Origin of the sequence: Vibrio sp. 1751, from assembly GCF_033339895.1 — a bacterium.
Lineage (GTDB): Bacteria > Pseudomonadota > Gammaproteobacteria > Enterobacterales > Vibrionaceae > Vibrio > Vibrio alginolyticus.
The window spans coordinates 108,573-131,219 of the sequence record NZ_JAWOVM010000002.1; the positions used below are offsets into that span (position 1 = coordinate 108,573).

Sequence of the window (22,647 nt, forward strand, 5' to 3'; positions counted from 1 at the left end):
AACGCCCTATTTAGATCTGGCTGAGGTGATTGCAAGCCTGGCCGCACTGACCACTTTGAGTATCAAAATAGTAGTGATCGATATCACCAACAGTTTGCATATTCTTGAACCATTGCCATACTTTCGCAACCGCATTTTGGTCGTTGTAAACCACATCGCATGCATCCCAAACTTCGTTCAGCTCAGGGGCTTCAAGTCGCACTTCCGAACACCAATTTTTCCACTCAGAAATAAATTGTTCGGTTGTAGAGGTGTACTCCGCGAACCCTTTCAGCTCGTCTAAAGACGGTTGCCACTTCTCAATTAACGAACGATGACATTCAATCACTTGCAACTGTTGTTCGCTGAACGTCCCAAGTTGCTTTTTAAGTTGATGCTGCTGGCTCTTAATGAGATCGAGTTGCTGTTGAACAAAGACGGCACTGGTGTCTTCCCCTGATAGCTTCGACCAATATTCCTTCTGAATATCGAGTTGATTGATAAGTTGTTCAACTTTAATCGAAGCATGAAGAGCACTTTGATCGACTTGTCGGTTAATCCACTCGTTGAGTGATAAATGGAAACAAAGCATCAACGTTTTTGGGACAGCCAAATTAAAGCGAAAGCCCAGACGAGAGTTGATGTAGTCCAGCCTTTGTTCGAACGTTGTGATTGTGCTGCTATCACTGAGCTGCGATCCAATTTCCAAAAATAAACGCATGGCAAACCGGTCTATCGAAGCACCAAGTTTTTGATACGTTTTAACTAACTGGCTAGCGCATAGGCTATCGACGACATTTCTATCCAACAAGCGTTGAAGTAAAGATAACTGCTCATAATTTATGACGCCTTCACTCAACAATTGTCGGTGATTGACGTGCACAACATTGAGATCCTGCGTAGGTTTCGAGGCGCTTTCATAACGAGCTCCTCTTTGTAAAACAGTCACTTTCCGCTGTGTCACTATGCTGTCTGGAAAAAGCGAACGGCGTCGCCAATGCTGCTTTTTCATTTATGTTCGTCTCCGCACCCCTTTCGAACAATCCAGAAAGAAAGAGATGTAATAATTTTTAATCGTTCGTTGTTACACGATACATAATAGAATTTACACTGGTGAGTGACTTTCAAAATTAGTCAGAAAATTTTAGTCCCAAGTCATTTCATTTCGCGATAGCCACTTGATCGTCTCCCGAACGTACGCGGCTTGGGGTCGTTCCAAAACGACGACGGTAACTCTGCGTAAAGTAAGACTGGCTGGAAAACCCTGCCTCCATCGCCACATCTACGATGCTCATCTTACTCGTCAACAGCAGTTTATGAGCATGCAGTAGTCGACGCTCACTGATCCAAGCTCTTGGAGAAATGCCATAGTGCTCATTAAAAAGCTCTTTAAAAGTGGTTAAGCTGGCACCAAACTCCTGCGCGTAGTCTGTCAACTTCCATTCTTTTAAGTAATGCTGTTCCATAAATCGACGTAACCGTTCCGACGTACGGTTTGTTTGTTGTGACAGCAACGCATACAGTGATTCTCCTCCTTTGCTGTGTAGCAAGAGAATGAGTAGTTCTTCGTATTTTAGGCACATAATGGCATCAGGGTACGCTTGTTGCTCAAGCGTCTGCATGCTGGAAAGCACTTGTTCAACGAGTATGTTCAAACCAAAAGTAAACAAACCAGAACAAACTTTGTCTACCTTAGGCAGCATCATCAAGAGATCACTGTGTTTTTGCAGCAACTGACTAACGAGTTCATTGTCGTAGGCAATAATCGACGCTTTGTATGCCCCATCTAGCGGAGAGTACTCTAACAAGTAATCTCCTTGGGATAGAAATACCCCATTTTCTGCAGCAACATCGATTGTGCAATCACCTGTTTGAACTCGAAGCTGACCATTGTGAACGACAACAATGTGAGACTGGTCTGAGTGAAATACTTCGTCAGATTTTTCATAGCAGGAAAAACTACGAATTTTTCGTGAACTCGAGTCGACCCTTTCTGAGTTTAGTTGGCCTGACACATCCATTTTCTACCCTTCATTATTTTGAGTTTCTCAGTGCAAATGTTGAGAAACTTTCAAAGCACTACTTTGATTGTTGTTATTTCTAAGTACTGCTGTATGAATTAAAGAAGCAAAGAAAAGAGCATAGAAGTTCTATCACTTACCATACCCCCCGAATAATTAGCGAATAACCCAAGCATTACCTTTACCTAAAGGTAAAAGTTTGACTTAGTAAATTTCTGCTGTCCGTCTTTATTATTTTTATCAGATAGCGTTTATCATTAGCCAAAACTTAAATATCATTTCGTTATTTAAGTTTGGTTGTTTTGTTATACATTAGAATACAATTAAATAGATTTCGGCATCGTTTCGAGAACAAAATTAAATTTCCAAAATCATAAAAATGTATGTTTTATAGCCTAAAACGCCAAGCCAACGTGTTCAAGGAGCGAGATATAATCATAAAAAATACTGTTTTTGCAACAAGTATGAGTCTAAAAAACAACTGACCCGATGACTTCAAAGTCATGTAATTAATGTTTATAAAAGACAACAAATCTTTCACAACAGGAAAGATATAGTCTTTATTTTTATAAATTAGAAAACTCTAATAAAAATGTAGTACTTAAAATTTTATCTGTTTATTTTTGGAACAAGAATCAAGTTTTCTTGTTTATTTCCCTCAAAAAATAAATAGTTCTTTTCTTTTTCCGCAACGAGATCACCGTTTGAATAAAGCTTTCCAATAATCTTCATTTTTCCTTCACCAGCTTGAATTGGTGCAATTAAAAACGAATACTGCACAGGCAACTGAACGCCTTGGTAGCTCTGAGATGCCGATTTAAAACATTGATTATCAATAATTTTACATATTTCCACTTCAAGAGAAGTAATCGAAGGTGGAAAGTAGCCGTCGACAGAAACCCAACCATAGACTGATGCCTGACTCTGTGTATCAAAGCCATCCACCCCATTAACGGACACAGTCTGACTGCACCCACTCAGTATGAATAACCCAATAAAACCAGCCCATATAGAATTGTTCATTATGACCCCATAAACTTATTTTATATAATCTAGCTCATTTGAAATTCACACAATTCTTTATGTAAAAATATAAAAGATCAACTTATATTTATACTACAAGCGGACAATAAATCGCATTTTTCAACAACACGTAGTTAACATGGACTGTAATTTCAAAAGCAGTTTCTGCTCACTTTCATTCCTTCCTTAATTGAAGTTTATTAGAGAAAAATGATATTCATATATCTCATTTCCATTGAGATATGCATCTGAACACATTTACTTTTGCCTTTCTATTTCTCTCAACACATTTAAAAGCCAAAATATAATAACAACCGACTAATATTGATAAACATGAAGAGATACATCTAATATTTTCCTTGATAAAATTTCAAAAGGGACTATTCCTATGTCAGCACGCCAAACTATCGATGAGATTTTGCTAAAGTTTGCTCATCAAATAGGCTTGCCTGCACTGCATCTAACGGAAAATGAAGTAAGCTTAGCCTTTGATGATAATCTAAGGGTGCATATCATCTTTCATCCTGAATCGACAACTCTGCAGCTCGAAGCTGAGATTGTTGGCCTTCAAATTGTAAATTCCGATCTTTATCGTTCTTTTTTGGCCTTTAATTATCACTGGCCTGAGCACCAGTTATTTTTTAGTTTAGATAACCACCGACACGTCCTATGTTTAAACCGACTCATTAACATTAGGCGACTGGATTACGAATATTTTGAAACAGCTTTAGCAGAATTGCTGACGCACAGCGAGTCGTGGGAAGCGTTATTGTCTTCTCATGTAACTATTGATGAGGCACCACCGATGCCACAAACTTTAGACTTGAGAGTTTAGGTGTCTTTATGTCCAATGACATCCAATCCACATACACCAATTCATCGGTTCATGACGTTCAACAAGCGCAACAAAGTGATGCAGTGCCGCAAGGAACGTTTCATGGCCGTAAAGTCACCCTACTCTCCTCATCAGAAAGCAGTCTGATGCGAACAAGCTCTAAAAGAGAGCTTGGTGAATGTTTAAATCAATTTGCCAGTCTCGAATCTTGCAATCGCGTTTTGGACTTTGATCCGCAACTCAACATTGACAAGCAAAACGCCGCCGTAGAAAAGCTTATGGAACGAAAAGTGGCGATAATTCAACGTTCCTGATATCACAATATAAGCAGGTTAAACATCTAGGTTAACCTTCAGCCGACAAGCTCACGCTAATAAAAAACCCCGAAGATTCGGGGTTTTGATTCATACTGCTTTTTCTTTATTAATTACTTAGTTTCACTAGAAGAAGCCTAACGGGTCGATGCTGTAGCTAATCAGCAAGTTCTTCGTGTTCTGGTAGTGATCCAGCATCATCTTGTGCGTTTCGCGCCCGATACCCGATTTTTTGTAACCACCGAACGCTGCGTGTGCAGGGTAAGCGTGGTAACAGTTAATCCAGATCCGGCCAGCTTCAATATTACGGCCCATACGATATGCAACGTTCGCATCACGTGTCCAAACACCTGCGCCTAAGCCATATTCAGTGTCGTTTGCGATTTCCAACGCTTCAGCCTCATCTTTGAATTTGGTGATAGCGATCACTGGGCCAAAGATTTCTTCTTGGAAGATTCGCATCTTGTTGTGGCCTTCCAACATGGTTGGCTGAATGTAGTACCCCTGGTTGATAGACTCTGGCTGTTCTGACACTCCACCACCAAAGACCACTTTTGCGCCTTCTTCACGGCCGATTTCCAGGTAACTTAAAATCTTATCAAACTGTTCTTGAGAAGCCTGAGCACCGACTTGAGTATCGGTATCGAGCGGATTACCTTGTTTAATCAGATGTGCACGTTCCGTAAGTTTCTCTACAAACTTGTCATAAATCGCTTCATGAACCAGTACGCGAGATGGACAAGTACAAACTTCACCTTGGTTGAAGAAACCAAGTAACGTACCTTCGATACACTTATCAAGATACTCATCTTCGTAATCGAAGATATCTGAGAAGTAGATGTTTGGAGATTTACCACCTAACTCAACTGTCGATGGGATCAAGTTGTCTGCTGCACATTTCAGAATGTGGTTGCCAACTTGCGTAGACCCGGTAAACGCGAGTTTCGCAATGCGGTTGCTGGTTGCTAATGCTTGACCCGCTTCAGAACCATATCCGTTTACAACGTTGATGACACCAGGAGGAAGAAGGTCACCGATTTTTTCCATCAGAACCAGAATGGATGTTGGGGTTTGCTCTGCTGGCTTCAATACCACACAGCAACCCGCCGCTAGTGCCGGTGCTAGTTTCCAAGCCGCCATCAACATTGGGAAGTTCCACGGAATAATTTGACCAACCACACCAATCGGTTCTGGGAAGTGGTAGCTTGCGGTGTGCTCATCCAGTTCTGCCGCACTGCCTTCTTGTGCGCGAATACAGCCAGCGAAGTAACGGAAGTGATCCACTACTAAAGGTAAATCTGCCGCCAAGGTTTCGCGAACTGGTTTGCCGTTTTCCCAAGTTTCTGCAACTGCAAGCTCTTCTAGATGCTGCTCAATACGGTCAGCAATTTTCAGCAAGATGTTCGAACGTTCTGTCACGCTGGTTTTGGCCCATTTTGCTCTGATGTTGTGCGCGGCATCCAGTGCTAAATTAATATCTTCCTCGCCAGAGCGAGCAACTTTACAATACGCTTGTCCGTTGATTGGTGAGATATTGTCAAAGTACTCACCACCCGTTGGTTTTACCCATTCCCCACCGATAAAGTTATCGTAATGCGATTTAAAGTTAACAATGGCATTTTCACTACCTGGCTGTGCATAGATCATAACTCTTCCTTTTGTTTCTCGTTCAATGTGTTATTGCAGTGTCGTATCGCACTGTTCACAAAGAGCATTACGCAAGTCACACGCCAACTACACCACACTTGTTGTTAATTAAATGTAAAACTATGATTACCAAGCGATAACAAACCAAGTGAGCGACGTTTGAGCGGATGTATGGTGTAAACACCAATGTTCAAGTGTTCCAAAATGGCACACCCTCACTGTGACAAAATGGTACAGTCATGGAACTTCAACATATTAGCGATAACAATTGGCTTTCAACTTCATGGGTCAGAAGTGAACAAGCGGGTTTAAAACAGCGTCGACGCCCTGAAGATATTCGAGTAACGCCAGCGACGCTCCAAGATAGGCGTCACCAACTCAATTTTTTGCTAGAGGCAGTCACTCAATTTGCGCTCCCTTTGTTTAATCAGCTATTTGCTCATAGCGACAGTCGCTTAATTTTGACGGATTCAGATGGTGTCATCATCGGCAGTTGGGGACAGCCTAGATTTCGTGAAAAGTTAACGGAAATCTCGCTAAGCTCTGGAGCATGCTGGCAAGAAAAGGTCAAAGGCACCAACGCGATTGGTACAGCTTTGGTTGAAGCAAAGCCCGTTTCTGTTATTGGTGATCAGCACTTTATCCAACACCATCGTTTTATTAGCTGTTCGGCTAATCCTGTTTTCGATCATCTTGGTAACCTCATTGGCGTATTAGATATTACAAGCGAGCAAAAGAGACATGACTTCTCAACGCAAGTACTAGTACAAAACATGGTCCAGCAAGTGGAGAATCAACTACTTAACTTGATTCCACAAGGGCATATTCGTGTGGATTTAGCGTGCGAAAAAGGTTTACTGAATAGTGGTTGGCAAGGAATTATCATTGCAAATGAAGACGGACAAGTTTTGGCTCACAATCAAGTAGCCTCTCAACTTTTTGCGCAAAAAAGTATCATTGGGCAATCCTTAGACGACATTCTATCCACTCGGGGAAATGAGCACCCTTTCGTTTTCAAAACAAAACCGCTTACCGATAAAGATAGCAAGGTCGAGTCTCGTGCTGTAGCGGCGTCCAATGATCTTCATTATGGCGACTCCGCTGTTGAGCACTGTTGGCAGCAAGCCAATCGCGTCATCGATAAAGACATCAGTTTGTTGATTCTCGGAGAGACTGGTGTTGGCAAAAACGAGTTTGTAAAAGCACTCCATAAAAACAGCCAGAGAAAAACGGGACCGTTAGTTTCCGTCAACTGTGGAGCGCTACCAAAAGATCTGGTTGAATCTGAATTGTTTGGCTACGTAGCCGGTGCCTTTACTGGCGCAAACAGCAAAGGCTATCAGGGAAAAATTCGCCAAGCGCACAAAGGGATTTTGTTTCTGGATGAAATCGCGGATTTACCCTTGGAAGCTCAAAGCCGCTTGCTCCATGTATTGCAAGATAAAACCGTGCTTCCCGTGGGTTCAAACCAAAGTATTCAAGTCGATACGCAAATCATTGCAGCCACGCATAAAGATCTGGAACATTTGGTCAGCGAAGGATTGTTCCGCCAAGATTTGTATTATCGCCTTAATGGCTTGATCATTGAGCTACCTCGCTTTGAGGAACGTGATGACAAACGACAACTGATAGAGAACATTCATCGACGTCACGCCGAATCTGAACAACAGCTTTGCCCTCACCTACTTTCTCTGATGCTGTCTTACTCATGGCCAGGAAATTTGCGTGAACTCGATAGTTTAATCAAAGTATCCGCCTTAATGGCGCAAGGTGAAGAAATATTGGAACTCACACACGTCCCAGCCCACCTAAGTAAGAAACTCAGCCAAGCTCAAGAAGGGGCAGCATCCGCTGAACCAACTTCAGAACTGCGTGCAACCGTCGAAGATAAGTTGCTCAAAACATATCAAGCCAATCAGGGGAACATTAGCAAAACGTCTCGTATGCTTGGTGTGAGCCGAAATACCATTTACAGAAAGTTGAAAAGCCTTGGCATATTAAGTTAATTCTACGACCTCAGATACAAAAAGAGCACCGTTGCGGTGCTCTTTCTCTTTGAAACCTAGCTTACAGGCCGCCTTGTTGTTGCGCCTGTTTTACTAATGCCTGACGTTGAGTTTCCTTCTCAGAGATCACTTGATTGTCCTTGTGCATTTCCTGTTCCAATTCTGCTGGAATGAAAACAAAGTACTTGTTAAGAGTCATCTTAGAACCTCAATTTGCTGTGTTAATTACCTTCTTGGTCGACGTAAACAAAACCAGAAAAACATGTTTTACTGGATCCTTGTTGCTAGTTTCAAAAAATAAAGGATGTTCATATAATAAACATCCTCCATGTGGGCGCTAATTATAGGCGTAGTTTAAAGGCTTACCTAGCACTCTTTTTCACCTTTTGTGCAATCTGAGTTTCGATCGAAAAACGGATTTAATTGCCCATAATTACTAAGGTATTGTTAAAAAGAGAAAAAAGCTTTTACTGTAACTGACGACAGGGATGAGCTTACGAGTGTAGTTTCACTTGCAATTGTGTATCGTAGAGTTCGAATACGATAATAATAACGCTACATGCCCTTAATCTGCGTAGTTAAAAACTTTGAAGTGATAGACAACCGAAGTCATATCTGTGCAACTCAGTTTAACGATTTGTCTACCAGTTCAATATTTCACCTTTTTTGAGAAATCTTTAGCCACTTTTTTGTGTGAAACGCCCCAAAAGAGCAGACAATTAAAAGTGTGGCATATGACCACAATTGTCTATCCCCACTTAGCTTCGGGAGGCGTTTATGAAAAGTAACAAACTTGGCCATGTGATGTCTTTCAGCAGGATGTTTTCCTTCATCGCATTCTTGACGGCCACATTCGCATGGATTCTCAGCATGTACGCCCTATTTACTGTTTCTTTAGTGGCTCTTGTGGTCAGTGCAATTCTCTACCTAAAAGACAGGTTTTATCAAAACAAGAAAACGACCACTGAAAAGAGCGCCTAGGCGCTCTTTTCTATTGGATGTCATTTCCGTGTGACTTGATATAGTTATCAATCCGTTCGAGTTCGTGAAAATAACCATACATACCAATACGATTAATTTCTGGTTCTATACAGTATTTTTCTTCTTTTACCATAGCTTCTACAAACATTCCGCTTGATGCAATTGTGAAAGGTGGACACGCTGAGTAACCATTACTTTCTGCAATATACTTCAATCGCCCAAATTCAAAAATTTGACCTGGAATAGCAACGATAAGGGACAAGACAATTGTTATAGTTATCACTTTAATCGGCACTTTGACTAACTGAGTCATTCGATCAAATAAAATATAGACCAATAATGTAGGGCATAAGAGTAAGCTTGCGATACTTAAAACATATGACGCATCAATGTAGAGCACTTGAAAACCACTACTGAGCTGAAGCGGTAGAGATTCGAAAACGAAATGATGATAAAGGCGATAGATAGAGTAAGTAATCAGTAATATGAACATAAGCAACACGAAAGCTGTGTGAAATGGATGCTTCTGTTGTGTCATTTCTATTACCTTATAGTTGAGGAGACGGCAGAGAGCTGCTTAGCTTCACTCTTCGAAGAGAAATATTAAACTGCTAGCAAATGCATGCTCTCCCATTTCTGAGAAGTGCGTGACGAATCAACGTTTAATGTAACTTTTAAATCTACCAATATCTTACAGACACAAAAAAGGATGCCACTTGGGCATCCCTTTATATCTTTATATTTAGTCGGTTTACTTAAAACGATTACACGTCGTAAGTTGTAGACGCTGTGTCGCCGCCTGTACCAGTCCAGTTAGTGTGGAAGAATTCACCACGTGGACGGTCAATGCGCTCATAAGTGTGAGCACCGAAGTAGTCACGTTGAGCTTGAAGCAGGTTCGCTGGTAGACGAGCTGTTGTGTAACCGTCTAGGAAAGATAGCGCAGAAATCGTACATGGCATTGGGATACCAGACTCTAGAGATTTCGCTGCTACTTTACGCCATGCTGCTAGGCTGCCTTGTAGGATGTTTTTGAAGTACTCATCAGAACCAAGGAATGCGATGTCTGGGTTCGCTTCGTACGCATCACGGATGTTGCCTAGGAACGCAGAGCGGATGATACAACCACCACGCCACATTAGTGCTACGTTACCGTAGTTTAGGTCCCAACCGTTCTCGTTCGATGCTTCGCGCATTAGCATGAAGCCTTGAGCGTAAGAGATGATCTTAGAAGCTAGTAGCGCTTGACGTAGTGCATCAACCCACTCTTGCTTGTCGCCTTCAACCGGAGTGATTGTCTTACCGAATAGAGATTCAGCTTCAACACGTTGGTCTTTCAGTGCAGATAGACAACGAGAGAATACAGACTCAGAGATAAGTGTTAGTGGAATACCTAGGTCTAGTGCGTTAATACCAGTCCATTTACCAGTACCTTTTTGGCCTGCTGTGTCTAGGATCTTCTCAACTAGAGGCTCACCGTCTTCATCTTTGTAGCCAAGGATGTCAGCCGTGATTTCAACAAGGTAGCTGTCTAGCTCAGTCTTGTTCCAATCAGCGAATACTGCTTGCATCTCGTCAGCAGACATACCAAGACCGTCTTTCATGAACTGGTAAGCTTCTGTGATAAGCTGCATGTCACCGTATTCGATGCCGTTGTGTACCATCTTAACGAAGTGACCAGCACCATCGTTACCAACCCAGTCACAACATGGCTCACCAGCGTCAGTTTTCGCAGCGATACCTTGGAAGATAGGCTTAACCGCTTCCCATGCTTCAGCAGCACCGCCAGGCATGATAGATGGACCGAAGCGCGCACCTTCTTCACCACCAGATACACCAGTACCGATGAAGTGGATACCTTTTTCACGTAGTGCAGCAACACGACGGTTTGTATCTGGGTAGTTAGTGTTACCACCGTCAATAATGATGTCGCCTTTGTCTAGCAGAGGTACTAGCGCTTCGATGAACTTGTCTACAACGTCACCAGCGCGAACCATCAACATTACTTTACGCGGCGTTTCTAGCTTCTCTACTAGTTCTTCTAGAGAGTATGCACCGATGATGTTCGTGCCTTTTGCTGGACCTTCCAGGAACTCGTCTACTTTAGCAGCAGTACGGTTGTGAGCAACCACTTTAAAACCGTGATCGTTCATGTTTAGGATAAGGTTTTGACCCATTACTGCTAGGCCAATTACACCGATATCACCTTTCATTGTTTCTCTCCAATTTTATTTCATCGACGAGCAGCGTCTTAAGCAATTTTTGCTGCCGCGTCTAAATCTAAATACCATTCCGTTAGGCCCGATTTCGCTTGAATCTTAGCCGCTGGGTATGGCAGTGCGTGTGCTGGTGAACTGTTAATTTCTTCAACAATGTCCGCTTTTCCTGCACCAAGCACTAAGTAACTAATGCGTTTCGCTGCTTCTAATACGCGTGCGGTTTTCGACACACGAAGTTGGCCCGATTCAGGATGCGACGCCACAAGAGATAGGTTCGCATCATCATAATTCGTTTGGCCAGGGAACAGAGAAGCTGTATGACCATCTGCACCAACGCCTAATAAGATCCAGTCAAACACAGGTGTGCCGTTTTCACTCGGGATCACCTCTGCCATCTCTTTTGCAAAGCGCTCGGCTTCTGCTTTAGGCTCATCTTCGCCACGGATGCGGTGAATGTTTTCTGCAGGAATATTTACTTGGCTAAACAACAATGTGTTCGCTTCACCGTAGTTGCTTTCTGCATCGTCAGGGGCAACACAACGTTCGTCACCCCACCAAAAGTGGAGGTTTTCCCATTGAATGGAGGTTGCGTAAGCCTCTGAAGCCAGTAGTTTAAACAGCATTTTAGGAGTGCTGCCGCCAGAAAGAGAGATGTGAACAGGTCTGCCCATTTCGCTAAACGCTTTCATATCGTTAGCTAGGCTTTCAACTACCTGTTCTGCTGTTTGGTAGATCTTATGGTTGATCATAGTTCACAGTAATCCGTATCTGTTAAGTTTTTACATGGGAAACGCCAAGCGCGACCATCACGCTGTAACAAGTCATCTGACTCTTTAGGTCCCCAAGTGCCGCATGCGTACCCGAAGAGGGATTGTGGATCTTGCTTAAAATCTAAGATTGGCTGTACGTATTGCCAACACGCTTCCACCGCATCACTACGTGCAAATAGCGTAGCATCACCATTCAAAGCATCAAGTAGAAGGCGCTCGTATGCCGTTAGCATTTGCGTTTCTTGCAGGTCAGCGTAATGGAAGTTCATTTTCACTTCTTTCGCTTCAAAGCCTGCGCCTGGCTCTTTCAAGCCAAAGCTCATTTGAATGCCTTCGTCTGGTTGAATACGAATGATCAGCTTGTTTTCTGGTGCGTTTTGACCAAACACAGGATGCGGTGTTTGTTTAAAGTGGATAACCACCTCAGTAACGCGTGTTGGAAGACGCTTACCAGTACGCACGTAAAATGGCACGCCATTCCAACGCCAGTTGTTGATGTACGCTTTCAAACCGATGTAAGTCTCTGTACGAGAATCGTCTGCAACTCCCGGCTCTTCACGGTAGCCGCGTAGGCTTTGCCCACGAACTTCAGACGCCGTGTATTGGCCTAATACTAGGTCATTGCGCAGAGCGTTTTCGTCTAATGGCTTTAAGCATTGAAGCACTTTTACCACTTCATCACGCATCGAGTCTGCATTGATTTGCGCTGGTGGTTCCATACCTACCATTGCTAATACTTGTAGCAAGTGGTTTTGGAACATGTCGCGCACAGCGCCAGAGTTGTCGTAGTAACCACCACGCTCCTCTACGCCAAGGAATTCTGCGCCTGTGATTTCAACGTAATCAATGAAGTTACGGTTCCAAAGCGGCTCAAACATCGCATTAGAGAAACGAAGCACAAGTAGGTTTTGTACCGTTTCTTTACCTAAGTAATGGTCAATTCGGTAGATTTGATGCTCTTGGAAGTGCTCGTGAATTTCTTTGTCCAGAATACGCGCCGATTCAAGATCATAGCCGAATGGTTTCTCAATGATCAGGCGTTTCCAGCCATCCTCTTCACTGTTAAGACCATGTGCTGCAAGACTTGCAGGGATCACACTGTATAAACTTGGTGGGGTTGCTAAGTAAAAAAGCATATTGCGTTGCTCGAATTGATATTCGTCCGCAAGTTGGTCTAAGCGAGAAGATAGCTTACCGTAATCTTGTGTGTCAGAAGTATTAATTGCTTGGTAGTGCAGATGGTTAATAAATGCATCAAGCGTTTCTGGCTCAGTCTTTTCCATTTCCTGAAGCGATTTTTTCAGCTTCGCGCGGTAAGACTCATCACTGTATTCAGTGCGACTTACACCCAGAATGGCAAAATTCTCTGGAAGCTGCTTGTTCGCGTAGAGGTGGTATAAAGCAGGAATGAGCTTACGGTACGTAAGGTCACCTGAAGCACCAAAAATAACGATGCTGCTGTTTTCTGGTATTACCATCATCTTTCCCTTAAAAACGAGGTACTTATTGTGTGCCCGGATACGGCTAGAGAATGAGCCAACCCTATCAATGGCACCTCAAAATAGAAAATTGGTCTTACCTATTACGTTGATAGGTAAAGTCTATGGGCCCAAAGAACCTCAAGAAGTTGCATTTCCGATTCTTGGAAACACGACGTATTGAGGTCATTTAAGTCACTTATGTCTCAAAAGTACACACTGTACTCGCTGGAGGAGAGTCCGACACGGGGCAATATTGTCTACGACTATTTGATTTACATCAACACTTGCCAGTGCAAACGTTTAAATAAGTTGCACAAAACGTCATAAGCGATTGTATTTTATTGATAAAAAAAGTTTCATCTGAACGCTCCAAAATTTAAGCAAAAACTCTAATATGGACAATAATTACTCATCCTTGCAATCCATTACAGTTTTATCGTGATCTGTGTTACTTACTTTTTATTTCATCATCCTATTGATAATGATACTCAATTAAAGATAATGAAATCACTATTAATGTGAAAGTAGAACGCCATGAAATCAAGCGCCATTAACCCACATCCCATAAACCGAATACAATCGGTGCTTGACTACATTCACACCAACTTAGACAGCACTCTGAGCGTAGATGAAATATCGAAAGCAAGTTGTTGGTCGCGCTGGCAACTGCAACGCGTATTTCAACAACACACTGGCGTATCTGTCGCTCACTACATCAGAGAGCTTAAACTTAGCCTTGCGGCTGAGCGCTTAATCCATACTTCTGACCGCTCGTTAGATATAGCGATAGAAATGGGATTTACATCTGAACACGCATTTAGCCGTGCGTTCAGGAATATGTTTTCAAAAAGCCCCCGCGAATATCGAAAAACGCAACAACTCTCCGGGTTGAGGCAACCTTTGACGCTGCGTAAGACACCAGAAGAAGAGAAAAAACATCAGCGCTTTATTGAAGTTCGAATAGAAACAAAACCGGCTTTTGAACTTGCTGGTTATCATGAACCTATTCACGGATTGTTTTCCGCTACGCCCGATTTCCAATCCAAAGTACCGTCACTTTGGTCACGTCTTTATTCATCTGAAAACCTTAACAATTCGGAAAGTAGTTACTTTGGCGTGATTGATGTGACTCAAGCGTATTCAAACAACCAACAACTTGAGTATTGGGCAGGTTATGAGTGCAGTCCAACAGCAAACGCACCAAGATCAACGAACTCTTCCAACTCGGGGTTAGACCTCTTGGCTGTTCCTGAGCAAACCTACGCCGTCATTACACACATAGGCAAAGCATCAGAGCTCGCCTCAACGCTGGAATGGTTTATTTTACATTGGCTACCCTACTCTAATTATCATGCTATCGATGGTTATGAGTTAGAGCTTTATCCAGAAGGTTATGATGTTGATAGCGAACAAGCACAAATGCAGTATTGGATTCCTGTCGAGCCAAACGACTCGCTATCTTTAAAACCTAAGAACAGAAGAATAAGTTCCAAAGATTAGTGTTTTGCACCAAATTGTTAACTTTTCCTATTTCTTTGAATATAGAATACAAATAACAATCATTATCAATAAATAGAAAAAGTAGTGGAATTTATAAATATGGAAAGTCCGATTCGATTTCATCGTTCAGCGGTTGCTATCGTCGTATCCGCATTGCTCGCTGGCCACGCCAATGCGACTGAGAGCGTATCCCAACACGAAACGATTACGGTGCTAGGAGAAACATACCGAAACACCGCAACTAAAACCGTTTTAGAACCGGAAGAAACACCGCAAGCGATCACGGTAATCACTAAAGATGACATGGACCTACGCGGCGTAAACTCGGTGAGCGAAGCATTGCGTTACGCGCCTGGCGTAAATACAGAATTGCGTGGCGGTGCCGTTTCCCGACTTGACCTATTCAATATTCGTGGTTTTATTAACTACACCAACTTTTATGATGGTCTTCCTTTGCTGTACAACGGTTGGAACCTTCAACCGCAGGTCGATTCCGTTGCTCTTGAGCAAATCGAGGTTTTTAAAGGGCCAACGTCTGTTCTTTACGGCAATATTCCACCAGGAGGTATGGTCAATATTATCGCCAAGGCGCCTCAGTCAACACCCTCACACTCTGTCTCGATTAGTACTGGGACTAACAGCCTAAAAGAACTGACGTTCGACACCACAGGACAAATTGGTGATTCTAATGTTGATTACCGTATCGTCGGCCTGGCAAAACAGCGAGATGGTCAAGCCGATACGTCTGAAGACGAACGTTATGTACTCGCCCCATCTTTCAATTGGCAAGCGACAGAAAGCACATTAGTGAACGTGAATGTTTACTATCAAAATGATCCATCAGCAGGTATCTACACGACTGTGCCTGCATCTGGCTCAGTGATTAAAAACCCACTTGGCTCGATGTCACCAAGCACCTATTTGGGGGATGAGGACTGGAACACTTACGAACGCGAAGTTCTGATGATGGGTTACAAAGTCCAACACGACTTTAACAACAATTGGCAATTTCTACAGAATGCCCGCTACATGACCGCCGATGCCTATCAGGAAAACACATATAACGGTGCACTTGAAGCGGATAACCGTACCGTTGGTCGAAATGCCTATTTAACCGATGAAAAGTCCAAATCCTTTGTGATTGACAACCAACTATCGGGCTACATTAAAACAGGAAATTTTGAACATAACTTATTGTTCGGGCTTGATTATCAGTATCTAGACTCAGATGTAAAATACAAAGACACGCTTGGGTATTCGCTAACTCAGGACATTTTTAATCCTGACCACAACAGCATTGATCGTAATGCACTGAATTTCCAATACAAACAAAACTTGGATATCAAAACGAAGCAGATTGGCGTTTATTTCCAAGATCAAGTTCGTTACGACCAACTTGTAATGATTGCAGGTCTTCGTTGGGATAAATACGATTCAAATACAGACGCCGTTAGCGATTATCTAGGAACAGTATCCAAGAGCAAGGAAGAGTTAGACGATACCAACGTATCTTTCCGAGTCGGTGGTTTGTATGAGCTAGACTTTGGTCTCTCGCCATACCTTACTTACTCGGAAAGTTTCGAGCCAATTGCGGGTGCCGACTCTTCTGGTAAAGCATTTGAGCCATCAACCGGTCATCAATGGGAGTTAGGCTTTAAATACGCCCCATTATCTGGTGATATCTCAGGTAACTTAGCACTCTTCCATATTACGAAGAAAAACGCGATCTTGACCGATCCGAATAATCCTTATGCACCGAACTATCAAGCGGGCGAAGTGGTATCACAAGGTATTGAACTTGAGGCAAAATGGCAAGCCACAGCACAAGCTGATTTCACTCTAGGCTATACATATACCGATATGGAGATTACCGAGGACAGTTATTACAACCAAGAAGGTAAAACGCCGGTTTGGGTACCTGAGCAAACGGCCTCTCTATGGGCAAATTATTTCTTTGAAGGAAATCTTTCAGGCCTTCGTACCAGTGCTGGCGTTCGCTATGTCGGAGAAGCACAAATTGATGCACAGAATAGTCAAAAAGTACCGGACTACACCTTGTTTGATTTGGCAGCAAGTTACGATTTCTCAACGGTATCTGAATCAATGAAAGGGGCTAGCGTCACGCTTTCTGCAAGCAATCTATTCGATAAAGAATACTATTCTTGTTACGACAAAAATAACTGTTGGTTTGGCGCTGAGCGCTCTATCGAAGCGAAGTTAGAATACAACTTCTAACCTCTTAGAGCGGAACAGCAGTAATTTGTAAAGCGATGGTTTCTACAATAAGCCATCGCTTTTTATTTTGCATAGAGCATCAATATAAACGCTACCGTGTCACTTTTTTATAGCACCTTTCTGGCCTACCAACAGAGCCATAGTTTAAATCAGCCTCTAGTTCACCAGTGCTGATAAGAAACTCAAGATAACGTCTAGCGGTTGTTCGACTCACTCCGATTTTTTCACCTGCCTCATCAGCGGTCAGCGCACTGCCATTTGGGAACAACTCTCTGATCTTGTCTAGGGTTACACCATCAATCCCTTTTGGTAATCGGTTCGGCAAGTTGTCTTGATTGGCGTGAGACTGCAGCATTTTATCAACGAGGTTCTGATCCAAACTCTCCACGATGTCTAGTTGTTGGCGTTGGGACACATACTTTTTCAGTGCGGCATCTAAGCGTGGAAACATCACTGGTTTTAACAGGTAATCGACAACGCCACCCCTCATCGCCTGTTGTAACGTATCGACATCCCTTGCGGCTGTAATCAAAATGACATCACACGTTTGGTTACTTGCACGCAGTGTATTTAGTATCTCAAGCCCTGTGCCATCGGGAAGATAGACATCCATCAATAGTAAATCTGGCTTAAGAATGTCGAGTTGCATTTCCGCTTCCATTCTCGTGGTCGCAATTCCAACCACTTCCAAACCTGTCAGTTGGCTTAAGTATTTGTGGTGCAGCTCAGCAATAGCCAGATCATCTTCAATGATCATTACGCGAGTCGCCATACTCATAATTGTTCTTCCTTGGGTAAGTACACCGTTATTCTTGTCCCATAATTTGTATTGGGTATCATCTCAACATGGCCGTGATATCGAGTAGCAAGCTGATTGACAAGGTGTAACCCAACACCTCGATTTTGACGAGATTTCGTCGAAACGCCTTTTGTAAATAATGTTTGTGGATCCACTGTTTTTGGGAGGCCACAGCCATGATCTATCACCTCAAGTATCACTTCATTTCCGTAATCGCTAACGGACACATCAATGTTTCTGCGTTCTGACGCAACATTTGATTCATCGCGAATTGAAGTTAACGTGGCATCGAAAGCGTTATCAATCAAATTACCCAAAATTGTGACAAGGTCTTCCGAATTTAGCCACTCAGGTAGGGGCTCCAGACGACTGCCTTCCTCAACCACCAGTTGTAAGCCTAACTCGCGAGCACGTTCAGTTTTTCCAAGCAACATACCTGCAATTAGCGGGTCCTTAACGGTATCTCTTAAAAACTCAATCATTGCTTGATAGTGTGCGGTTTCTTGTCCAATTAACTTTTGCACCGCATCAAGCTCACCCATTTGTACTAGCCCACTAATGGTGTTGAGCTTATTTCGATGCTCATGGGTTTGCGAACGTAACAAATCTGCATATTCCTTGGTTTGTGATAGCTGCTCGGTTAGATCATTAATTTCATCCCTTAAACGGAAACTCGATACCGCCCCCACGATTTTTCCATCAACATAAATTGGAGAGCGATTTGCAATCAGGCGCTTATGATTAAGGAATATTTCAATATCATGATCTTCCTGCCCGCTTTCTAATACTGTATATAGATCGCTATCACGCAGCGTGTCAGTCAAAGGTTTATTGAGCGCTGATTCTCTATCAATACCGAGAATCTGGCAGGCACTACGATTTATCGAGCGAAGTATCCCTTGGGCATCAATGCTTAACACGCCCTCTTTGATGGTGCTCATCGTCACTTCTAATTCGCCGTACAACCGCCCTATCTCTTCAGGCTCAAAGCCTAAAATGGCGCGCTGAAACTTTCTCGACGCATAATTGGATACAATGGCATTAGCGACGACAACTACGATGACCATTAAAATCAAAAAGGCCAAAAATGGTTCGATGCGGTCTTGCAGTCGGTCGAGCAAATAGCCAACCGAAACCACACCAATGATGTTCCCTTGCTCGTCAAAAATCGCAGCTTTACCACGAACTGAATAACCTAACGAGCCCTGTGCCGTCGAAACATAAGACAATCCCCGTTCTAGCGCTCGACGATTGTCGCCACCTCTCATTGGCTTGCCCAACCGCTCATCAACAGGGTGGATTAAGCGTACTCCCTTATGGTCGCCAATAACGATGAATGCAGCACCTATGGCTTCGGTTAATTCTCGAAAGCGAAGTTGGTATGGCTGGGGGTTTTGGGTTTCGATCATTTCACGAACAACCGCTGAGTCCGCTAAAAAACGGGCAACACCCAGTGCTTTTTCTCCCATTTCTTGCTCTTGATTGATTTTGAGATAAGTGAACCCCGCGGCGACAAGCAATAACAGCTCTATCAACCCCGATAGCGTCATGATAATGAGCATCCGCTTACGAAAGCTGATGGTTTTCCAACTCATTGATACATCCTTGTGATTCACTCTTGAGCGTAACGTTAACACTCAGTTAACAGCATGACGTTGTCGCGGTGATAAATCTGTGAGGAAGGCAAACAAACCGCAGAGTTTACGGTTAATTAATCGACGAGCTGAAACATAAAATTACAACCATTCACCAAATTTAGCATTCCTCTCTGATACTCAATTCCATACATAAATTGCCCTTAAAATCATGATCGCGATCACATCGATTTTAGCGGTTTTTGAGGCGTTTTTAGACTTTACAACGTATAATTTTTAATCAACGAAACCAATGAGAGTTTCGGTTTGAAAGCAGTGAAGCTGGAAGTCTATTAAAAGCTCAACATTGACGTCAGTGGTTTGGACACAAATAAAACAAAATACAAATACTGACTATATGACAAACACTTAGACACCATCTGAAAACTGGAAAACTATAAACAGAGGTGCATTTATAGTTAGAAGGAACACCAAACATGGAACGCGATACCTTTGGAATATGCCTGAATAAGGCGATGCTGTCAGAGAATATGTATTCAACATTTACACACGTCAGGGCTTATGAAAAAAACGGAGGCGGTACTTCTGATCTCAAAGTCCTGTTATCGTTCCCTCAAATGAGTGGAAAAGATCTATTGAATACGATGCGAGGTTCTCGTCAGCTAGAGTGGAGAGCGGAGTTTCACTGTCCATATACGAAATAAATTTGTAACATCTCCCGCGCCCAGCACAAATATAACTGGGCGCATACTACTGCCCAATTTTCCCTCCTACTTAACACGCAGTTACGAATCCTTTATATTAGAGCTAATACTCTACGACAAAGCAGCCATTATGAAAAAAACAGGAAAGGTTTGGATACTGGGCTTACTTAGCAGCTCGATTTCCCTTGCCTGTCATGCGGCACCGATCACTTTTGATACCGCATGGCAGCTATTGCTAGAAAACAACTATTCTCTCAAAGCTCAACGCTCAAACGTCGAGAACTACCAATACCAAGAGAGTGCCACCAGCAATCTCAACTTACCTCAGGTTACTATTGGCGCGAATTACACGCGTTTAGATACCGATATCACGCTTTCGGGAAAACAGCTCCTAGACAGCACAGGAGCACACATTAACGTACCTCCTGCTTTTCAGCCTATTTTTGGTGCCTTAGCTAATACCACTTCGACCATAACCGAGCGCGATATTTTCTCTTCGTCTATTCGTGCGATTTGGCCAATTTTTACTGGTGGTCGAATTTCTGCGGCTCAATCAGCAGCAGAAGGCAAAACGGATGAGGCGAAAAGTCAGCTTCTAATGGAACAACAAGCGCGTTTTGAAGATTTATCGAAGTACTACTTTTCTGTCGTACTGGCAAAGGAAGTACTCGCAACGCGGCAAGCGGTTGAAGCAGGGCTAAAAAAGCATCGAGATTTTGCCATTAAGCTTGAAGAGCAAGGACAAATCGCGCACGTTGAGCGCCTGCAAGCCGAGGCTTCTTTAGATAAAGCATCTGTAGAAACACGTAAAGCAGCCAGCGATTTGAGTATCGCTCAGGCTGCATTAGGTAAATTACTCGCACAAGATGATGCCGTAGAGCCCGCTGAATCTTTGTTTATCAACGACAGTCTTCCCCCTCTTACTGCTTTTGTCGATCAAACGTTGCTTACCTATCCGGGGTTAGAACTTCTGAGCGCTAAACACAAACAAGCCTCTAGCTTAATCAAAGCAGAAAAAGGGAAATACTACCCTGAAGTTTATCTTTACGGCGACTACAGCTTGTATGAAGACGATTCTCTCGCAAGCCAAATGAAGCCTGACTGGTTAGTTGGTGTTGGTGTCAGCATTCCACTGATTGAATCATCAGGGCGAAGCGAAAAAGTCAAAGCCGCTCAAAGCGTCGTCTCGCAGGTCGACTCATTAAAGTCCCAAGCCAAACAAGACTTATCGCTGTTAGTCCAAAAGACATACTTGGAGGCTCAGCAAGCCATTGATGAAGTACAAGGGCTCGCATCTAGCATTGAACTCGCTAACGAAAATCTGCGCTTGCGTGAAAAAGCATTTACTCAGGGTCTGTCGTCTTCTCTGGATGTTGTGGATGCACAACTTTATGTCGCGAGTATAGAAACACAACGTTCAGCGGCGCGTTTCCGCTATTTAATATCTTTAACCAAGCTACTCGCATTGAGCAGTGAAATGAACAGCTTCGAACAATATCAAAATACCGCTTATATCCCTGCTTCAACATCCAAAGAGGTGAAATAAATCATGGCAGCTAAATCACTAAAACCCGTTTTACTCTCACTTTGTGCTTTGGGTGTTGCCTCTTGGGTTGGGTATCAATTTTACCAAGCCTATCAACCAGAACCGATCCGCTTACAGGGATTAATTGAAGCCCAGCAATACAGCATTTCCTCAAAAGTCCCAGGGCGTATTGATGAGGTCATGGTACGTAAAGGCGACGATGTAGAGAAAGGTCAGCTTATTTTTACCCTTCATAGTCCTGAAATTGAAGCGAAGTTAGAACAAGCAAAAGCAGGTGAAAAAGCGGCGGACGCCTTAGCTCAAGAAGCTGAGAAAGGCGCACGTGAGCAACAAATCCAAGCAGCAAAAGATCAGTGGATGAAAGCCAAAGCCGCTGCGAATTTAATGGAAAAAACCTACAATCGTGTGAATAACCTTTATAACGATGGCGTGGTTGCAGAACAAAAACGCGATGAAGCTTTAACTCAGTGGCAAGCAGCGAAATACACAGAAAGTGCCGCGTTTCAAATGTACGAAATGGCAAAAGAAGGCGCTAGAAGTGAAACCAAAGTGGCTGCGGCGGAAAAAGCGCGCATGGCATCAGGTGCCGTAGCCGAAGTAGAAGCGTATGCGAAAGATACTCAGATCTACAGCTGGTTCGACGGCGAAGTCTCTCAAGTTCTACTTCAAAGTGGTGAATTAGCACCTCAGGGCTTCCCAGTAGTTACTGTGATAGATACAGAAGATGCATGGGCGACACTGAATGTGCGTGAAGATTACCTTCAACACTTTACAAAAGGAGCAACCTTTGATGCCTATTTGCCTGCCTTAAACAAAAATGTTGAGTTCAAAGTAACGCATGTTGCCGTTATGGGTGACTTTGCAACGTGGAGAGCAACCGATGCTTCTCAAGGTTTTGATCTTCGTACCTTTGAAGTAGAAGCTCGTCCAGCTCAACCCGAACCTGAACTGCGTATGGGAATGAGTGTTGTCGTTGAACTTTAATCACAACC

At 43.1% G+C, this 22,647-nt stretch carries 20 protein-coding genes; 9 read left to right on the forward strand and 11 right to left on the reverse strand.

The genetic code is table 11. The features are described 5' to 3' along the window. Positions 1-10: 10 nt before the first annotated feature. From R7041_RS01690 to R7041_RS01700, 3 genes are all read right to left on the reverse strand, one after another. On the reverse strand, positions 11-991 hold the full coding sequence (locus R7041_RS01690; protein WP_206949662.1) for a T3SS regulon anti-activator ExsD domain-containing protein: 981 nt from the start codon (positions 989-991) through the stop codon (positions 11-13). 148 nt (positions 992-1,139) lie between these two features. Further along, positions 1,140-2,000: an AraC family transcriptional regulator gene (locus tag R7041_RS01695; protein ID WP_005377191.1), complete on the reverse strand. Its 861-nt coding sequence runs from the start codon at positions 1,998-2,000 to the stop codon at positions 1,140-1,142. A gap of 609 nt (positions 2,001-2,609) precedes the next feature. Beyond that, the gene (locus R7041_RS01700) at positions 2,610-3,023 is read right to left on the reverse strand and encodes a YscW family type III secretion system pilotin (RefSeq protein WP_047102708.1); all 414 of its coding nucleotides are present in this window, start codon (positions 3,021-3,023) and stop codon (positions 2,610-2,612) included. A gap of 388 nt (positions 3,024-3,411) precedes the next feature. On the opposite strand from R7041_RS01700, the gene exsC reads away from it, so the two are divergent. Both exsC and exsE2 read left to right on the forward strand, forming a co-directional pair. Then, a complete protein-coding gene (exsC, locus tag R7041_RS01705; RefSeq protein WP_005377174.1) occupies positions 3,412-3,858 on the forward strand; it encodes a type III secretion system regulatory chaperone ExsC in 447 nt (148 codons plus the stop codon). 8 nt (positions 3,859-3,866) lie between these two features. After that, positions 3,867-4,172, forward strand: a complete 306-nt coding sequence (gene exsE2, locus R7041_RS01710; protein WP_017821350.1) for a T3SS regulon translocated regulator ExsE2 — start codon at positions 3,867-3,869, stop codon at positions 4,170-4,172. Positions 4,173-4,298: 126 nt separating this feature from the next. Here the strand turns inward: exsE2 and R7041_RS01715 are convergent, their stop codons facing one another. Then, entirely contained in the window at positions 4,299-5,819 is a 1,521-nt protein-coding gene (locus R7041_RS01715; RefSeq protein ID WP_104975362.1) for an aldehyde dehydrogenase family protein, read from the reverse strand. Positions 5,820-6,058: 239 nt separating this feature from the next. Between R7041_RS01715 and R7041_RS01720 the strand changes: the two genes are divergently transcribed. Then, entirely contained in the window at positions 6,059-7,825 is a 1,767-nt protein-coding gene (locus R7041_RS01720; RefSeq protein WP_206949661.1) for a sigma-54-dependent Fis family transcriptional regulator, read from the forward strand. A gap of 61 nt (positions 7,826-7,886) precedes the next feature. Here R7041_RS01720 and R7041_RS01725 read toward each other — a convergent pair whose 3' ends face one another. Beyond that, positions 7,887-8,024 (reverse strand): hypothetical protein, encoded by a 138-nt coding sequence (locus tag R7041_RS01725; RefSeq protein WP_005377165.1) that lies wholly within the window; start codon positions 8,022-8,024, stop codon positions 7,887-7,889. A gap of 578 nt (positions 8,025-8,602) precedes the next feature. On the opposite strand from R7041_RS01725, the gene R7041_RS01730 reads away from it, so the two are divergent. Further along, the gene (locus R7041_RS01730; protein WP_005377162.1) at positions 8,603-8,806 is read left to right on the forward strand and encodes a hypothetical protein; all 204 of its coding nucleotides are present in this window, start codon (positions 8,603-8,605) and stop codon (positions 8,804-8,806) included. Between the two features lie 10 nt (positions 8,807-8,816). Here the strand turns inward: R7041_RS01730 and R7041_RS01735 are convergent, their stop codons facing one another. From R7041_RS01735 to zwf, 4 genes are all read right to left on the reverse strand, one after another. After that, positions 8,817-9,344 carry a hypothetical protein gene (locus R7041_RS01735; protein WP_033906174.1) on the reverse strand — a complete coding sequence of 176 codons (528 nt, stop codon included), beginning with the start codon at positions 9,342-9,344 and terminating at the stop codon, positions 8,817-8,819. Positions 9,345-9,570: 226 nt separating this feature from the next. Then, on the reverse strand, positions 9,571-11,019 hold the full coding sequence (gene gnd / locus R7041_RS01740; protein ID WP_005377160.1) for a decarboxylating NADP(+)-dependent phosphogluconate dehydrogenase: 1,449 nt from the start codon (positions 11,017-11,019) through the stop codon (positions 9,571-9,573). 38 nt (positions 11,020-11,057) lie between these two features. Then, the gene (gene pgl / locus R7041_RS01745; RefSeq protein ID WP_017634562.1) at positions 11,058-11,774 is read right to left on the reverse strand and encodes a 6-phosphogluconolactonase; all 717 of its coding nucleotides are present in this window, start codon (positions 11,772-11,774) and stop codon (positions 11,058-11,060) included. Next, a complete protein-coding gene (gene zwf / locus R7041_RS01750; RefSeq protein WP_064368465.1) occupies positions 11,771-13,273 on the reverse strand; it encodes a glucose-6-phosphate dehydrogenase in 1,503 nt (500 codons plus the stop codon). Before zwf ends, pgl begins: the two co-directional genes overlap by 4 nt. 537 nt (positions 13,274-13,810) lie before the next feature. Here zwf and R7041_RS01755 point away from each other — a divergent pair. Both R7041_RS01755 and R7041_RS01760 read left to right on the forward strand, forming a co-directional pair. After that, on the forward strand, positions 13,811-14,776 hold the full coding sequence (locus R7041_RS01755; protein ID WP_005387160.1) for a helix-turn-helix domain-containing protein: 966 nt from the start codon (positions 13,811-13,813) through the stop codon (positions 14,774-14,776). 99 nt (positions 14,777-14,875) lie between these two features. Next, complete coding sequence (locus tag R7041_RS01760; protein ID WP_064368466.1) at positions 14,876-17,011, forward strand: TonB-dependent siderophore receptor; 2,136 nt, start codon at positions 14,876-14,878, stop codon at positions 17,009-17,011. A 91-nt stretch (positions 17,012-17,102) separates the two neighbouring features. On the opposite strand, the gene R7041_RS01765 is transcribed toward R7041_RS01760, so the two are convergent. Next, positions 17,103-17,789 (reverse strand): response regulator, encoded by a 687-nt coding sequence (locus R7041_RS01765; protein ID WP_017821355.1) that lies wholly within the window; start codon positions 17,787-17,789, stop codon positions 17,103-17,105. After that, a complete protein-coding gene (locus tag R7041_RS01770) occupies positions 17,786-19,405 on the reverse strand; it encodes a sensor histidine kinase (protein WP_033906179.1) in 1,620 nt (539 codons plus the stop codon). The genes R7041_RS01765 and R7041_RS01770 overlap by 4 nt, the downstream gene beginning before the upstream one ends. 476 nt (positions 19,406-19,881) lie before the next feature. Here R7041_RS01770 and R7041_RS01775 point away from each other — a divergent pair, with 476 nt between their 5' ends. The 3 genes from R7041_RS01775 to R7041_RS01785 all read left to right on the forward strand — a co-directional run bounded on the left by R7041_RS01775 (position 19,882) and on the right by R7041_RS01785 (position 22,639). After that, entirely contained in the window at positions 19,882-20,109 is a 228-nt protein-coding gene (locus R7041_RS01775; RefSeq protein WP_005377125.1) for a hypothetical protein, read from the forward strand. Between the two features lie 130 nt (positions 20,110-20,239). Continuing rightward, positions 20,240-21,655, forward strand: a complete 1,416-nt coding sequence (locus R7041_RS01780; RefSeq protein ID WP_206949660.1) for a TolC family protein — start codon at positions 20,240-20,242, stop codon at positions 21,653-21,655. 3 nt (positions 21,656-21,658) lie between these two features. Further along, positions 21,659-22,639 carry an HlyD family secretion protein gene (locus R7041_RS01785; protein WP_206949659.1) on the forward strand — a complete coding sequence of 327 codons (981 nt, stop codon included), beginning with the start codon at positions 21,659-21,661 and terminating at the stop codon, positions 22,637-22,639. Positions 22,640-22,647 lie beyond the last annotated feature (8 nt).

What these genes read in the sequence shown, in the direction of transcription:
- R7041_RS01775 (WP_005377125.1), top strand. Translation starts at nt 19,882, where the DNA reads ATGGAACGCGATACCTTTGGAATATGCCTGAATAAGGCGATGCTGTCA.
- R7041_RS01715 (WP_104975362.1), bottom strand. Translation starts at nt 5,819, where the DNA reads ATGATCTATGCACAGCCAGGTAGTGAAAATGCCATTGTTAACTTTAAA.
- R7041_RS01700 (WP_047102708.1), bottom strand. Translation starts at nt 3,023, where the DNA reads ATGAACAATTCTATATGGGCTGGTTTTATTGGGTTATTCATACTGAGT.
- R7041_RS01760 (WP_064368466.1), top strand. Translation starts at nt 14,876, where the DNA reads ATGGAAAGTCCGATTCGATTTCATCGTTCAGCGGTTGCTATCGTCGTA.
- R7041_RS01755 (WP_005387160.1), top strand. Translation starts at nt 13,811, where the DNA reads ATGAAATCAAGCGCCATTAACCCACATCCCATAAACCGAATACAATCG.
- R7041_RS01770 (WP_033906179.1), bottom strand. Translation starts at nt 19,405, where the DNA reads ATGAGTTGGAAAACCATCAGCTTTCGTAAGCGGATGCTCATTATCATG.
- R7041_RS01765 (WP_017821355.1), bottom strand. Translation starts at nt 17,789, where the DNA reads ATGAGTATGGCGACTCGCGTAATGATCATTGAAGATGATCTGGCTATT.
- R7041_RS01785 (WP_206949659.1), top strand. Translation starts at nt 21,659, where the DNA reads ATGGCAGCTAAATCACTAAAACCCGTTTTACTCTCACTTTGTGCTTTG.
- gnd (WP_005377160.1), bottom strand. Translation starts at nt 11,019, where the DNA reads ATGAAAGGTGATATCGGTGTAATTGGCCTAGCAGTAATGGGTCAAAAC.
- exsE2 (WP_017821350.1), top strand. Translation starts at nt 3,867, where the DNA reads ATGTCCAATGACATCCAATCCACATACACCAATTCATCGGTTCATGAC.
- R7041_RS01780 (WP_206949660.1), top strand. Translation starts at nt 20,240, where the DNA reads ATGAAAAAAACAGGAAAGGTTTGGATACTGGGCTTACTTAGCAGCTCG.
- R7041_RS01725 (WP_005377165.1), bottom strand. Translation starts at nt 8,024, where the DNA reads ATGACTCTTAACAAGTACTTTGTTTTCATTCCAGCAGAATTGGAACAG.
- exsC (WP_005377174.1), top strand. Translation starts at nt 3,412, where the DNA reads ATGTCAGCACGCCAAACTATCGATGAGATTTTGCTAAAGTTTGCTCAT.
- R7041_RS01720 (WP_206949661.1), top strand. Translation starts at nt 6,059, where the DNA reads ATGGAACTTCAACATATTAGCGATAACAATTGGCTTTCAACTTCATGG.
- R7041_RS01695 (WP_005377191.1), bottom strand. Translation starts at nt 2,000, where the DNA reads ATGGATGTGTCAGGCCAACTAAACTCAGAAAGGGTCGACTCGAGTTCA.
- pgl (WP_017634562.1), bottom strand. Translation starts at nt 11,774, where the DNA reads ATGATCAACCATAAGATCTACCAAACAGCAGAACAGGTAGTTGAAAGC.
- zwf (WP_064368465.1), bottom strand. Translation starts at nt 13,273, where the DNA reads ATGGTAATACCAGAAAACAGCAGCATCGTTATTTTTGGTGCTTCAGGT.
- R7041_RS01690 (WP_206949662.1), bottom strand. Translation starts at nt 991, where the DNA reads ATGAAAAAGCAGCATTGGCGACGCCGTTCGCTTTTTCCAGACAGCATA.
- R7041_RS01735 (WP_033906174.1), bottom strand. Translation starts at nt 9,344, where the DNA reads ATGACACAACAGAAGCATCCATTTCACACAGCTTTCGTGTTGCTTATG.
- R7041_RS01730 (WP_005377162.1), top strand. Translation starts at nt 8,603, where the DNA reads ATGAAAAGTAACAAACTTGGCCATGTGATGTCTTTCAGCAGGATGTTT.